The following is a 13,478-nucleotide window of genomic DNA, read 5'->3' on the forward strand; positions in this document are numbered from 1 at the left end:
GGGGCGTTCACAGCGTCAGCTCGGAACGCCGAGTGGGAATCGTCCGGTCCCGCCAGGCGGCGGCGATCCCGGACACCGACAGCGTGGTGGCCACGAGCAGCCCGGCCGGGAACGCCACGATCCACCAGGCACCGAGCAGGACCCCCTCCCTGCCGTCGGAGAGGATGTTGCCGATGCTGGCCAGATGCGGGGGCAGTCCCAGCCCGAGGAAGCTCAGCGCGGTCTCGTGGAACACCGCGTGCGGCACGAGCAGCACCGCGGACAGTGCCGCTTGGGGCACGATCGCGGGCAGCAGGTGATTGCGCAGCACCCACCACCGACCGGCACCGGCCGAGACGGCCGCGTCCACGTAGGGCCGGTTGCGCAGCCCGAGCACTTCGGAACGCACCACACGCGCGACGGTGGCCCAGTGGGTCAGGCCGATGGACAGTACCACCGCCAGCACCGTTCCCTGGTAGAGCGCGACGATCACGATGCCCAGCAGCAGGTGCGGTACGGCGTTGACCGCGTCCACCACCCGCATCAACAGGCGATCCACCCATCCCCCCGACGCGCCGGAGAGCGCACCCACCGCGGTACCGAGCACTGTGGACACCACTGTGCTGACCGCCGCCACGAGCAGTGACACCCGCAGTCCCGCCAGCGAGCGCACGAACAGATCGCGTCCCGAGGTGTCCGTGCCGAACGGATGCGCCGGACTCGGCGGAAGCCGTATGGCCTGGTAGTCCACGGTGCCGGGTGCCGCGGACAGGGCGGGAACCGACAACGCGGCCAGTATGAGCGCGCCCAGCGCGGTCACCGCCGTCACGAGGCGCAGCCGTGCCCGCACGGCTCCGGCCGCACCTCGCACGGTCCCGGCACGAGCACGAGTGGCGCTCCGCCAGGGGCGGGGTCGACCGGCGGTGGCGCTGTCGGATTCGAGCTCAACCATCAGCGGAGACTCTCGGATCGAGTAGTACGGCTGCCACGTCGGCCAGGAGGGAACCGAGCAGCACGGCGGCCGTGGCGAGCAGGGTCAGGATCGCCAGCAGCGGATAGTCCGCCGCTCTCGCCGCGGTGACGACGGCGGAGGCCACTCCCGGCCAGGAGAAGACCTCCTCCACCAGCACAGCGCCGGTCACGAGTTCGGGGATCCGGGCGCCGATCAGCGTCACGAACGGCAACAGCGCGGTGGGCAGGGCGTGCCGCGCGACCACCACGCGTTCGCGGACTCCCCTGGCTCGGGCACCGGTGACGTGATCCTCGGTGAACGCTGTCAGCAGCGACTGTCGTACGTGCAGTACGAGCCAGGGGCTCTGCGAGATCCCCAGTACCGCGGCGGGCAGCACCAGGTGCTCGATCACCTGCGCTGGGCCGAGTGAACTGCCCGCGTCGGTGAGGCCGGCGACCGGCAACCATCCGAGGCCGAGCGAGAACAGCGCGATGGCCAACAACGCCACCACGAAGGGCGGAATCCCCTCCAGGGCGTGGCCGACAGCCGTGATCAGCCGGTCCGTCCAACCACCCTGCCGCCAAGCGGCCACGGTGCCGATCACCAGCGAGAACACCACGGCGAGGACCAGGCCGCAGCACGCGAGCAGCAGCGTCCACGGCAGACGCCTCGCCAGCACGTCCGCGACCGGTGCGCGCATCGAGCGGGACATGCCGAGGTCACCGGACAGGATTCCGCTCAACCAGTCCCAGAACCGCGCGAGCACCGGGCGGTCGAGGTCGAGCTGTTCTCGTACGCTGGCCACGTCCGCGGCCGAGGCGTCGAAGATCCGCACCCCGTAGTACTGGTGGATCGGGTCGAACGGTGAGGCCGCGGCGAGCAGGAACACCGCCAGCGAGACGAGCAGCAGTACCGGCACGGCGAGCACGACCCGGCGGACGACGAGTCCGGCCACCGCACCCGCACGGCTTCGACGGCGCACCGTCCACACACGTGAGTTCACTCTTTCGGGGTCCATTTCTCGACGTTCCACCACGGGCCCCAGGTAGTGCCGTGCGTGTGCGGTTCCACGACGGGTTCGTATCCGTCCCACATCCCGGTACGCACGACGTAGCTGTGCTGGATGAACGCCAGGTAGACCAGGCCGGGATCAGCGACGTAGGCACGCTGCGCCGCTTTGTAGTGCCGAGCACGCTCGGCCGGTTCGACGGTGCGCCTACCGGCGTCCAGCGCCGAGTCCACCCGCTCGTTGCGGTACTTGGCCGGGTTCCGGTACGTACCGGTACCGATCATCGAGGAGTGCAGCCCGGAGTACATCTGCAGGTCCGGATCCAGCGGACTGCCGCCGCCGAGCACTATCGCGTCGGTACCGATTCGTTCGGCGGCTTCGGAGCGGTCCACTCCGGCCAGTTCGACCCGCACTCCCACCTTCCCGGCATCGGAGGCGAACGCCTGGGCGAACTTCTTGCGAAGGGTGTCATCGGCGAAGTACATCACGGTGAAGTTCGCCCGCGTGCCCTCCTTGGTACGAATCCCGTCCGAACCGGCACGCCAGCCCGCCTCGTCCAGGAGCTGGCGAGCGCGACGCTGGTCGAACTCCAACTTCGCCTCGGGCTCGTGGAACCGCCCCATGGACTCCGGGATGGGGGTGTAAGCGGGTTCGCCGTGCCCGCCGAGCAGGCTGTCCACCATCTCGGAGCGGTTCGCCGCCAGGTTGAGCGCCATCCGCACGGCCGGGTCACCCGTGACGGGTTGGTCGGCGGGCAGCGTGATGGCCCGGTAGTCGGCGGTGTCGTGGTGCACGGTGCGGTAGGAGCCGCTGCCCACCCGCTCGGCCAGCAGTGGGGGCAGTACGGTGCCGTCGAACTCTCCTGCCTGCACGCGCTGCGCCCTGGTGTTGTCGTCGGTGGCGAAAACGACGGTGATCTCGGAGATCCGCGGCGTACCGCCCCAGTAGTTCTCGTGGGCGCGCCAGACCATTCGCTCGCCGCGCCGCCACTCGGCGAGCCGGTAGGGACCGGTGCCGACCGGCTGCGTATTGATCGGGGACTCACCCTGTGGCACGGCTTCGGCCAGCGTCGACTCGGGCAGGATCCCCATGACCATACGGGCGGGCCAGGGCGCGTAGGGGATGTTGAGCCGGAACCGCACGGTGTGCTCGTCCACGGCTTCGACTTCCTCGAGCATGGACAGCCCGGAACTGATCGTGGCCGCGTAAGCTGGATCGACGGCGGCACGGTAGGTGGCCACCACGTCGCGCGCACGGAAAGGGCTGCCGTCGTGGAACCTCACGTCGCGGCGCAGCCGCACGGTCCAGGTGCGTGCGCCGTCCGTGGGGGTGGGCTGTTCCGCCGCCAGCGCCGGGTGCAGTCGCCCGTTGCCGTCGAAGGCGAGCAGACCGTCGTAGAACTTGGCCGCCCCGGAGCGCGCGTAGCCCAGCAGTGGGTTGAGACTGCTCGGTTCGTACCCGTCGGCCAGCAGCATGGTTCGGGGATCGCCGCCGCTTCGCTCGGGCGCCGCGCAGGCGGTACCCGCCACGGCGAAGGCGGCCAAGGAGGAAGAGATCAGTGTACGCCGGTTCAGCACGGGGCAACCCTAGAAACTGCTGCAACAGGATGGCAACAGGATGAGACGTTGCCTACCTCGGCGCGCGCTCGTCGACGGCGGTGAGCGCATGGGAGAATGTCGAGTGTAGCCCGGCCACGACAGGAGGAGTCCAAGTGCGCGTCGCGCTGTGCCAGATCGCGTCCACACCGGACCCGGACGCCAACCTGGAGCTCGTGGCGGGAGGAGTGCGTCGTGCCGCCGAGGCCGGTGCGGAACTCGCGATCTTCCCGGAAGCCACCATGGCCTGCTTCGGGGTTCCGCTGGCACCGCTGGCCGAATCGCTGGACGGCCCATGGGCAGGCGAGGTCGGCAGGCTCGCGGGGGACGCGGGCATCACGGTGGCCGCGGGGATGTTCACCCCCACCGAGGACGGCCGCGTGACCAACACGCTGCTGGTGACCGGGCCGGGCACGCGGGCACGCTACGACAAGATCCACCTCTACGACGCGTTCGGCTTCACCGAGTCGCGCAACGTGGCCGAGGGAGAGCAACCGCTGACGGCGCGACTGCCCAGCGCCACCGTGGGGTTCACGACCTGCTACGACATTCGTTTCCCCGGTCTGTTCACCACACTGGCGGAACGCGGCGCCACCGTGACGGTCACGGCAGCTTCCTGGGGCGCGGGAACGGGCAAGCGCGAGCAGTGGGAACTGCTGGCGCGGGCCAGGGCGCTGGACTCCACCTCCTGGGTACTGGCCTGCGGACAGGCCGATCCACGCAGCATCGGCCGCGAACCGGCGGCCAAGGCCCCCACCGGTATCGGCTACAGCACCGTGGTCACCCCCTACGGGGTGATACACGACCAGCTCGAGGCCGAACCCGACGTGCTGATCACCGATATCGCTCCGGAACGCGCCGAACAGGCGCGGGAGGAGATTCCGGTACTGGCCAACCGGAAGTTCTGATCACCGGGGCGGGGTCCTCTCGCGGCGGGGATCCGGTACTGGAACTCCGGCGCCGGTGCCTCCCTACTCCGGATGTGTGCGTTCGCGACGGTTCGTCCCGCGTTCGATGTGCGGTGTCGCCCCTCGGCGGAGAATCGGGGACGCTGTGTTTCCCCGTTCGAACAGGAGTCACCTATGTCCATCCGCCGCGCGATGCCCGACATCCGGTCGGAAGCCATGGCGGAGAGTCGGGAATTCTACGGCCTGATGGGATTCGAGGAGGTGATGAACCTCGGTTGGGTGATGACGCTGGCCTCGCCCAGCAATCCCACGGCCCAGGTGACCTTCATGACCCACGACGAGACCGCCACGGTCGTGCCGGACATGAGTGTCGAGGTCGACGATGTCGACGCCGTCCACGCGCGGATGGTGGACAACGGTGCGGAGATCGTGCACCCACTGCGGGACGAGGACTGGGGAGTACGCCGCTTCTTCGTTCGCGACCCCAACGGCAGGGTGGTCAACGTGGTCAGCCACGAGTAAGGGCGGGTATCACCGTCGTCGCGGGCCACAGGAGCCAAAACAGCGCCCCCGGTCCACCTTCACCATGAAGTGTCCCCGGGAGCGCTGGACCGTTCGCTGGGATTCACTCGAACCGATCGGCCTTCACCGCGTCGATGAACGCGGCCCACTGGGAAACGGTAGTGATGAAGTACCCGGCCGAGCGATCTTTGGTGTCACGGACAGCCGCTCCGTGGTCGGTCGCACCGACCTCGACGCAGGCGTTGCCTTGACCGCTGTAGCTACTCGTGCGCCAAGCGTGAACCATATGGTCACTCCTTTGAACTAATGTGTTCGCGTGCAATGTTACGAAGTTGCTTGGACGACGATGCGAGCGGGAGCGCTTGAGATTCCAGGGCACTGTATAGTCGGGATAGCTCTGATACATCCCTGGGGTCGTCGATGATGTGACCTCCGAGAGGTGTATCGCTGAACGCCACGTCACTGTGACTCGGATCGGAACTGCGCAACACCATGATAGGACCATGCATCCCTACATGGGCACCGTTTTTATAAGGCAAAATTCGCAGCTTAACCGAAGCCCTTTTACTTACTTCTTCCAAGTATTCTAGCTGCCTGGCCATTATATCGCATGAGCCTACTATTCTATATAGAGCCTCCTCCGCAATGACAGCGTGAAGCGTGAGTCCTCCACCACTTTCCAAGCGTTTTTGACGTTGGATACGAGCCTCAACCCATCCCTGTAGCTCATCATCTGACAACTCCAATCTACCGGCTTCGTGCACAGCCTTCGCATACTCTTCCGTTTGAAGAAGACCGGGAACAACACCTAGCTCGAAATGAAATATTTCCGCGGCTTCGTACTCAAAACCGAGGAATGGATTGATGTAATCTGGTAGTTTATAGCTTTGCCACCACCCCCTCTTGTGACTATCTCGTCGGAGCTGACGTAGCTGGTCCTGCATCTCCTCCGACGTATCATAAAGACGGAAGAGACCTTCCAGGTCTTGAGCGCTGATACGAGAGTAACCACTTTCCCAATGACCTACTGTTGCACGGCTTCTCTCTAGGCGAGCCGCCACGCCATCGAGCGAGAGTCCTACCGCGTTACGTATCTCTCGAAGCTTCCTACCGAGCTGGATCTGTCGTGCTCCGCTGGACATGTACGCATCCTCCCACTTCACCCGGTTGGATGATCGTCATGCGTTGCTCCTTGATACGTTCAAAGTTAGAGTCTCATCATCAACAGGCAGTGACTACACGCTAACAGTGAGACCCAAGGAGCACGTATGGCTCGTTTGAACCAACGCCCGCTGCCGTTCCGGCACGGAGTGCGTTGCTCCCACAGCCATCGGTTGAGACCGGACGAGCTGTCGCACGTAACCGAGCACGCGATCCCGGTGGAGCCCGCGACAAGCGCGGTGTATTCCTCCGGCTACACGCTCTGCCGGAGACGACATCGGGTCCCGGAGAGAGGCGACACCACGCGGCGAGTTACGCGAGGCCGGAACCGCCAGCGTCCACAGGAGATCCGCGGCCTCCCGGATGGACGGTGAGTTCGGTGTTTCCAGTCCCGAAAGTCATCGCCGCGTGCGTGACGGCGATCCGGCTCGTGGTGGACATCGCCGCCGATGTCCGTGAAAGGTAATCGTGTACGCGGAACTGACACTCGCGTTGGCGGCTCTGGTGGCCGCGCTGCCGTGGGCGGTGGTGCTCTACGAGCTGCCGCCACTGGAGAAGAGACGAGCCCGAAATCGGGCGAGACGAACTACTCGGCGGATGTGGGAGAGATACCCGGAATCTCGCCCGAAAGGGGACGGGCTGTGAACATCATTCTCGCTCGGCTGAACGAGAACCACCCTCCGATGGTGCGATCGGTGCACATCTTCGCTCCGGACAAGAGCACGAGGCCGGACGGAATACGGAAAGCCTACTGCGGTTTCATCACCCACTACAGCAACTTGGAAAGCACGGAAGCGTTCGCCGGGATGCCGTGCGAGCTGTGCCTGCGAAGCGCACCGGTAGAACCGGCGGAGACCGCACCGACCCGGCTTCCGGAGACAGCGGATCGGGAGCGAAAACCGGGAATCGACCTGAGCGGCCCCGCCTACGCGGCGTCACTGAGCGACGACCGGATCTGGCACGACGTCTCGGCGGACCTGCTCATCAGCGGATACCGGGACGGCCACGCAGCGCAGACGGTCTGCGGGTTTCTGGGCTGGTTCACACCCGGAACACCACCGTCGAACTGGCAGCACTGCCCCGAGTGCGAGTGGATGGGCTCGCACATACGCAAACATGACTTCTAAGCAGTTGAATCAAAAGGGCCGTGGTTACATCCTCGCCTTCCAGGGCGAACCGAATCCTTACATTCCCACTCGAAGTTGTCGCACCCCGATTCGAATACAGCCGAATCTCCCCCGATCACAGACGACGTCTCACGAGAACCGATCGGTGTCCCGGAGAGTTCGGTTACCGGAGAACTCGACGACACGGACTCTCGATCGGAACGGTAGATGGTACTCCCGAAATGACGGACGAACCTCGGACTCGGGAATCGCGGGTGGCACGACCACCCCGGTATTACCGATGGTCCGGCACGCTGCCTCCGATATCACCGAAAGAAGGCCACTCCGGTAGTCCCTACCTACCGGAGTGGCGCCCGGAGAATACCCCGGAACCGCACTCCGCCCCGGAGGCCCCGGAACTCGATCTGATGCGTCGCGTCCTGAACGGATTACGACGCCGTTGAACCACGGTCCGGCACTGTCGAGACCCCGACCTCCAGTGCCGGGCCGTCCGCCGCCCGGCCGGGCTACTCCCCTCCCCCGTCCCGGCCGGGCGGTCACCACGAGGAGAGACATGACCAAGACAGCTATACCGCCACCCAACGGGTCGCCTTCCCAATACCAACCCCAGGCAGGGGTTGGCCGTCACATCCCATCGATAGGAGAACCGTATGCTCGAAGAAATCCGCGGTCAGCTGCAGCAGATCATCGATACCGCCCCACCGGTGAGCTTGCGGCCGTGCGAACCAGGCTGGAGGAACTCCGCGGGCTGCTGTACCAGGTGGCCGGGACCAGCACCAATGATGACGTGCGACAAGCACTCCAACTGTTCGTCACCGCTCACGAGAAGACGGACGAAGCGGTCCAAGCGGTTATGCGGGCCACCGAACACGTCAGTGCCTTCTCCGCCGTCCTGTAGGAGAGCGGTATGTCCCATGTGGAAGAGGTGGGCAACACCCTCGGCGGGATGCTCGGACGACTGCCGCCCGAGCGACTTCACCAAGTACGTGCCTGGATCGAGGAATACGCCCTGCCGACCCTGGCCGAAATCGGCCAGGGCAGCACCTCACCCGAACTGGCCGAGGCCGTGGCGCTGTTCGAGCGAGCCCGCGAGCTCATCGACGACGTGCTCGCGCTGTCCGACAACACCCGCGGACACCTGGTGAGCTACCTCGCCACCCTCGGCGTGAACGGCGACCATCCCCCACCGAGCCTGCCCCATCCCTCGACCACACCCCGGATTCCCACCGACGCGTCCCGAGACCGCTCGTGGATCGACCAGGTTCGCGAACGGCTACCCGGCTACACCGGTGGGCAGACTTCCGGGCTGGTCTACGACCAAGACGGCAACGAACAGATCCTGACCAGCGGACGCGAAGAGGTTTCCGAACGCGCCCGGCTGAACCTGCACAACTCGCGCGTTTTCGGTGACCCCGACACCCGAGGAGCTCCAGGTGTCGTGTTGCACGTCGAAGCCAAATACGCCCGACGGATGAAAGAGGCAGGGCAAACACGTGGGGTCGTGGTACTGAACAATACGATGTGTACTGGCGAATTCAACTGTAAGCAAGCGGTTCGGGCTATCCTCCCGCGTGGCTCGATGCTCGTGGTGTGGCAACCCGGCCGTGAGACACCCATCGAGATACACGGGCAGGCGCGGCCATGACAACTACCACACCGTTTCCGGTGGTGACCGGCATCCTCGGCGGCGAGTTCCGCTATGCCTACACCCCTGCTGAACTCGACGACCTCACCAAACGGATCGCGACCCCCACCTACCACCTGATTTCACAGGTCTACGTATGGGATCGCCCGTGTCGAGAAAACGACGACGGCAGCATCCACGAATTCCCACGGGGGCGACTCATGGTCAGTGTGAATCCATTTCTCGGGTGGGGCGCGCTGCACTACATGCATCCCGGAGCACCGAACGGCGCACTCGTTTACTCCTACAACCCCGAGGAGCCCAACCACGCTCCCAGTCTGGTACTCGACCCCGAAGGACTCGACTTTCCCCACACGTCCTCACTACCGCTGGAAGACGTACGAGCCGCTGTCACCGAGTACGGCCGCACCGGAACACGCCCCGAGTGCGTGCGGTGGCAGCCCGGACAATGGTACTGACCACCGTCTTGCCCGGAACGAAAGTGATTCCCACAGCGGGAAAGCACTGTTAAGATCGCAGGTCACGAAGTGTAGGCCCCGCGCACGCGGGGATGGACCCGCCCGAGAGCTTTCGGGGTAGTGGAGTCTGTGGTAGGCCCCGCGCACGCGGGGATTAGTTCGAGCCCGGGCCATTATCGGCCGGGGCTCGACGTTTTCCGGGGCAGCGGCCCTTCTTCGTCGAGGGACCGGTGCGGAGCTGCCCGGCCACCCACAGGCCACTGAGGACACACTCCCGCTGCTGTTCGACCCCGAAGGCGACCTGTGGTTCCCCGCCTCGGCATCGATCCCATTGGAGCAAGCCCGCGAGGCCATCACCGAGTACTGCCGCACCGGACAACGCCCCGAATCCGTGCGGTGGCAGCCCGGATACTGGTACTGAGACGCGGTCCGAGTACGGAAGTGACCCGATCAAGACGGCGTGCGAGGAAGGATCCGGCCGGAGCGGGTTCGATCGTCGCACCGATCGAACCCGGTGTGTCGGAACCGGTTCACATGTCCAGCCCGATGTCCAGCACGCCCGCCGAATGAGTCAGCGCTCCGACCGCCAGGTAGTGCACCCCGGTGGCGGCGTAGGTCGGTGCGACGTCGAGGGTGAGTCCCCCGGAAGCCTCCAGCCCGGTTCGGGGAGAGCGTGCGGCGGCACGTCGGACCGCTTCGGCGCAGTCCCCCGGAGTGAAGTTGTCCAGCAGCACCAACGCCGGGGTCTCGAGCAGCACCTCGTCGAGTTCGTCGAGATCGGACACCTCGACCTCGAGCTCCAGTTCGGGCGCGTACTCACGGCAGGCCCGCAACGCGGCGGTCACGGAACCGGCGGCTGCCACGTGGTTGTCCTTGACGAGCATGGCGTCGCCGAGCCCGAGCCGATGGTTGCTGCCGCCACCGCAGCGCACCGCGTACTTCTGCGGCAGTCTGACTCCGGGAACGGTCTTGCGACTGTCCCGGATCACGCAGTGCGAGTCGCGCACCGCCGCGACCCAGGCCGCCGTGGCCGTCGCGACGCCGGAGAGGTGGCACAGCAGGTTCAACGCCGTCCGTTCGGCGGTGAGCAGACCATCCACCGGTGCGCGGACCGCGAGCACGCACTCGGCCGCGGCGACCTCCCCGCCGTCGGGGACCGCCGAGAGCACCTGATAGCCGTCCGAGCCGATCGTCTCGTCCAGCACGGCCAGCACGAACGGCAGCCCGGCCACCACGCCGGCTTCTCGGGTGTTGAACGAGGCGGTGGCCACCGCCTCGGCGGGCACGGTGGCCCTCGTGGTGACGTCCGGGCCGTAGCGCAGGTCCTCGGCCAGCGCCGCACGCACCAGAGCCGAGCTCTCCGCTGGGTCCAGTCCGGCGGTACGCAGATTTCGGACGGTGTCCTCGGAGAGGTTCAAGCCACTTCCCTCGATTCCTCCGGGGTGGAACGGATCAACCAGCCGGACACGTCCAGCCGCAACGGATTGGGACGCCCCCACCGCAGGTCATCGGTGTCGGGGTGGTCGTAGCGCCGGTGACAGCCGCGCGATTCGGTCCGGTCGGCGGCCGCGGCGAGCAGCGCGTGGGCCGTGAGTCCGAGAGCGGCGTCCTCGACCTCCGACCGACTCCGCAACGGCCGCACCACGGCCGCGGCGTCCAGTCCGGACTTGGCCTGACGCAGCCCGTCGGCGTGCCGCCCGATCCCGGCGTATCCGCTCATGAGCCGCTGCAGCCGGGAACGCTCGACCACGGCGGCGGCTGGCGGGCGTTCGGTGACCACCGAACCCCTGCGCAGGGATCCGGATCGGAGATCGCGCAGCGCGGCGTCGGCGGAACGGGTACCGAGTACCAGTCCTTCCAACAGGCTGTTGGAGGCGAGCCTGTTGGCCCCGTGCAGCCCGGTACGGGCGACCTCGCCCGCGACGTACAGGCCCGTCACCCCGGTTCTGCCGTCGACATCGCACATGATCCCGCCGCAGGAGTAGTGCGCGGCCGTGGTGACCGGGATGGGTTCGACCAACGGATCGATCCCGGCGTCCCGGCACGCCGTGTACACGGTCGGGAAACGCGCGACGAATCCGTCGCCAAGTCCGGTCGCGTCGAGGTAGACCGACTCCGAGCCGGTCTCGGCGAGTTTCTCGTTGATCGCCGCGGCGACGACGTCGCGGGGAGCCAGATCCCCCATCGGGTGCCTGCCCGCCATCACCGGTTCACCCCGGGAGTCCAGCAGCACGGCTCCTTCGCCCCGTACCGCCTCGGTGATCAACGGACGACTCCCGCGCTCGGTGGCGGAAGTGTGCAACACGGTCGGGTGAAACTGGACGAACTCCAGGTCCGCGACCGCGGCCCCGGCGCGCAGGCCGAGCGCCACGCCGTCCCCGGTCGCGACCTCGGGATTGGTCGTCGCCCGGTACAGCTGACCGAGCCCACCGGTGGCCAACAACACGGCGGGAGCCTGCACGACACCGGGCCTGCCCGCGTGGTCGAGCACGAGCGCACCACCGACCGATCCCCACTCGGTGTGCGACAGCTCGACCACGCAGTGGTTCTCCAGTATCGGGATTCCCACCTCGGTACCGGCCTCGACCAGGGCCCGCTGCACCTCGGCACCGGTCGCGTCACCACCGGCGTGAATCACGCGGAACGCGCTGTGCCCGCCCTCGCGGGTACGGGAGAGCGCCCCGGACGCCTCGCCGTCGAACCGTGCGCCCGCCTCGCACAGCCGACGCACCGCGGCCGCACCGTCGCCGAGTATCGTGCGCACCGCCGAGGTGGAACAGAGCCCGGCGCCCGCCTCGAGGGTGTCCCGCACGTGCTGCCGCACGCTGTCGGAGGGATCGCACTCCTCCGACCTGACCACGGCGATACCGCCCTGGGCCCATTCGGTGTTGCCGACACCGGCGGCCTCCTTGGAGACCACCAACACGCGCAGCCCGCGCTCGCGGGCGCGCAGCGCGGCGGTCAACCCGGCGACACCGGTTCCGACGACCAGCAGGTCAGCACCCGCGTACCAGGTCATTCGCCACCACCGGGCCTGCCGATACTGATCATCCGCTCCACGGCCGAGCGAGCACGCCGCGCCGTCTCGGTATCGACGCCGACCTCGTCGGCCTGCTCGGTCAGGCAGCGCAGCAGCGCGGCAGGGGTGATCATCTTCATGTACTTGCAGGAGGCGCGGTCGTTCACCGGCCGGAAGTCCACCTCCGGAGCCGCCGTGCGCAGCTGGTGCAGCATCCCGACCTCGGTGGCGACCAGTACCGAGGAAGCACCGGTGCGGTGCGCAGCGTCGAGCATCCCACCGGTCGACAGGATCCTGACCCGCTCGGAGTCCACGGTCCCGTCCCCGGCCAGGTAGAGCGCCGAGGTGGCGCAACCGCACTCCGGGTGGATGAACAGTTCCGACTCCGGCTCGGCAGCGGCCCGCTCGGCGAGTTCGGCACCGTTGATTCCGGCGTGTACGTGGCACTCACCCGCCCAGACGTGCAGGTTCGGCCTACCGGTCTCCCGCTGCACGTGCGCGCCGAGGAACTGGTCCGGACAGAACAGCACCGGACGTTCCTCCGGAATCGAGCGCACGACATCGACCGCGTTCGAGGACGTGCAGCAGACATCGGTTTCGGCCTTGACCTCGGCCGTGGTGTTGACGTAGGAGACCACCACCGGCTCGGGTTCGCCCGCTCGCACGAAGTCGGCCTTCCAGGCGCGAAGGTCGTCGGCGGTGATCGAGTCCGCCAGCGAGCATCCGGCCCGCTCGTCGGGAATCAGCACTGTCTTGTCCGGGCTGAGGATCTTGGCGGTCTCGGCCATGAAGTGCACGCCGCAGAAGACGATCGTGCTCGCCGTGCTCTCGGCGGCGATCCTGCTGAGCGCCAACGAGTCGCCGGTGTGATCGGCGACGTCCTGGATCTCGGGTAGCTGGTAGTTGTGCGCGAGCAGCACGGCGTCCAGCTGCTCGGCCAGCCGACGGACCTCGGCCGCCCACGCCGCGTTACCGGGAATACCCGTGTAACCGTCTTCGGTGCGCCGCAGATCCGCGGTGTCGAGTCCGGTCGGGTTGCCGTAATCACCGGCGGTGGCTGCTGTCGCGGCCATGTCCTCCTCCTCACCGACGCGAGTGGTCGA

At 66.8% G+C, this 13,478-nt stretch carries 15 protein-coding genes; 7 read left to right on the plus strand and 8 right to left on the minus strand.

Annotated features, from left to right (window positions below; genetic code table 11):
- Positions 1 to 7: 7 nt before the first annotated feature.
- From BM394_RS11450 to BM394_RS11460, 3 genes are read right to left on the minus strand one after another with little or no spacing between them, the layout of a single operon-like run.
- Complete coding sequence (locus tag BM394_RS11450) at positions 8 to 931, minus strand: ABC transporter permease (RefSeq protein ID WP_092977555.1); 924 nt, start codon at positions 929 to 931, stop codon at positions 8 to 10.
- Positions 924 to 1,949 (minus strand): ABC transporter permease, encoded by a 1,026-nt coding sequence (locus BM394_RS11455; protein WP_092977557.1) that lies wholly within the window; start codon positions 1,947 to 1,949, stop codon positions 924 to 926. The genes BM394_RS11450 and BM394_RS11455 overlap by 8 nt, the downstream gene beginning before the upstream one ends.
- Entirely contained in the window at positions 1,931 to 3,517 is a 1,587-nt protein-coding gene (locus tag BM394_RS11460; protein WP_245780118.1) for an ABC transporter substrate-binding protein, read from the minus strand. Before BM394_RS11460 ends, BM394_RS11455 begins: the two co-directional genes overlap by 19 nt.
- 134 nt (positions 3,518 to 3,651) lie before the next feature.
- On the opposite strand from BM394_RS11460, the gene BM394_RS11465 reads away from it, so the two are divergent.
- Both BM394_RS11465 and BM394_RS11470 read left to right on the plus strand, forming a co-directional pair.
- Positions 3,652 to 4,443 carry a carbon-nitrogen hydrolase family protein gene (locus tag BM394_RS11465; RefSeq protein WP_092977559.1) on the plus strand — a complete coding sequence of 264 codons (792 nt, stop codon included), beginning with the start codon at positions 3,652 to 3,654 and terminating at the stop codon, positions 4,441 to 4,443.
- A 174-nt stretch (positions 4,444 to 4,617) separates the two neighbouring features.
- Positions 4,618 to 4,965, plus strand: coding sequence for a VOC family protein (locus BM394_RS11470; RefSeq protein ID WP_092977561.1), 348 nt, complete (start codon positions 4,618 to 4,620; stop codon positions 4,963 to 4,965).
- Between the two features lie 103 nt (positions 4,966 to 5,068).
- Here the strand turns inward: BM394_RS11470 and BM394_RS11475 are convergent, their stop codons facing one another.
- Together BM394_RS11475 and BM394_RS11480 are read right to left on the minus strand one after the other, a co-directional pair.
- Positions 5,069 to 5,251, minus strand: coding sequence for a DUF397 domain-containing protein (locus BM394_RS11475; protein WP_092977563.1), 183 nt, complete (start codon positions 5,249 to 5,251; stop codon positions 5,069 to 5,071).
- A gap of 4 nt (positions 5,252 to 5,255) precedes the next feature.
- Positions 5,256 to 6,128: a helix-turn-helix domain-containing protein gene (locus BM394_RS11480; protein WP_092977565.1), complete on the minus strand. Its 873-nt coding sequence runs from the start codon at positions 6,126 to 6,128 to the stop codon at positions 5,256 to 5,258.
- 693 nt (positions 6,129 to 6,821) lie between these two features.
- Between BM394_RS11480 and BM394_RS11485 the strand changes: the two genes are divergently transcribed.
- The 5 genes from BM394_RS11485 (at position 6,822) to BM394_RS11505 (ending at position 9,777) form a co-directional block, all read left to right on the plus strand.
- Positions 6,822 to 7,253 carry a hypothetical protein gene (locus BM394_RS11485; protein WP_175530062.1) on the plus strand — a complete coding sequence of 144 codons (432 nt, stop codon included), beginning with the start codon at positions 6,822 to 6,824 and terminating at the stop codon, positions 7,251 to 7,253.
- Between the two features lie 718 nt (positions 7,254 to 7,971).
- A complete protein-coding gene (locus BM394_RS11490; RefSeq protein ID WP_245780119.1) occupies positions 7,972 to 8,151 on the plus strand; it encodes a hypothetical protein in 180 nt (59 codons plus the stop codon).
- A 9-nt stretch (positions 8,152 to 8,160) separates the two neighbouring features.
- Positions 8,161 to 8,898, plus strand: coding sequence for a DddA-like double-stranded DNA deaminase toxin (locus BM394_RS11495; RefSeq protein WP_092977569.1), 738 nt, complete (start codon positions 8,161 to 8,163; stop codon positions 8,896 to 8,898).
- Positions 8,895 to 9,356, plus strand: coding sequence for an Imm1 family immunity protein (locus BM394_RS11500; protein ID WP_092977571.1), 462 nt, complete (start codon positions 8,895 to 8,897; stop codon positions 9,354 to 9,356). The genes BM394_RS11495 and BM394_RS11500 overlap by 4 nt, the downstream gene beginning before the upstream one ends.
- Before the next feature lie 280 nt (positions 9,357 to 9,636).
- Positions 9,637 to 9,777, plus strand: a complete 141-nt coding sequence (locus BM394_RS11505) for an Imm1 family immunity protein (RefSeq protein WP_425427657.1) — start codon at positions 9,637 to 9,639, stop codon at positions 9,775 to 9,777.
- Between the two features lie 109 nt (positions 9,778 to 9,886).
- Here the strand turns inward: BM394_RS11505 and nadC are convergent, their stop codons facing one another.
- Genes nadC through nadA form a run of 3 tightly spaced genes read right to left on the minus strand, consistent with a single transcriptional unit; the run spans position 9,887 to position 13,448 of the window.
- Positions 9,887 to 10,774, minus strand: coding sequence for a carboxylating nicotinate-nucleotide diphosphorylase (nadC, locus tag BM394_RS11510; protein WP_092977573.1), 888 nt, complete (start codon positions 10,772 to 10,774; stop codon positions 9,887 to 9,889).
- Positions 10,771 to 12,375 (minus strand): L-aspartate oxidase, encoded by a 1,605-nt coding sequence (locus tag BM394_RS11515; RefSeq protein ID WP_092977575.1) that lies wholly within the window; start codon positions 12,373 to 12,375, stop codon positions 10,771 to 10,773. Before BM394_RS11515 ends, nadC begins: the two co-directional genes overlap by 4 nt.
- A complete protein-coding gene (nadA, locus tag BM394_RS11520) occupies positions 12,372 to 13,448 on the minus strand; it encodes a quinolinate synthase NadA (protein WP_092977844.1) in 1,077 nt (358 codons plus the stop codon). The genes BM394_RS11515 and nadA overlap by 4 nt, the downstream gene beginning before the upstream one ends.
- Between the last annotated feature and the right edge of the window lie 30 nt (positions 13,449 to 13,478).

This window comes from Actinopolyspora lacussalsi subsp. righensis, from assembly GCF_900116555.1.
In the GTDB taxonomy this organism is placed as follows: domain Bacteria; phylum Actinomycetota; class Actinomycetes; order Mycobacteriales; family Pseudonocardiaceae; genus Actinopolyspora; species Actinopolyspora lacussalsi.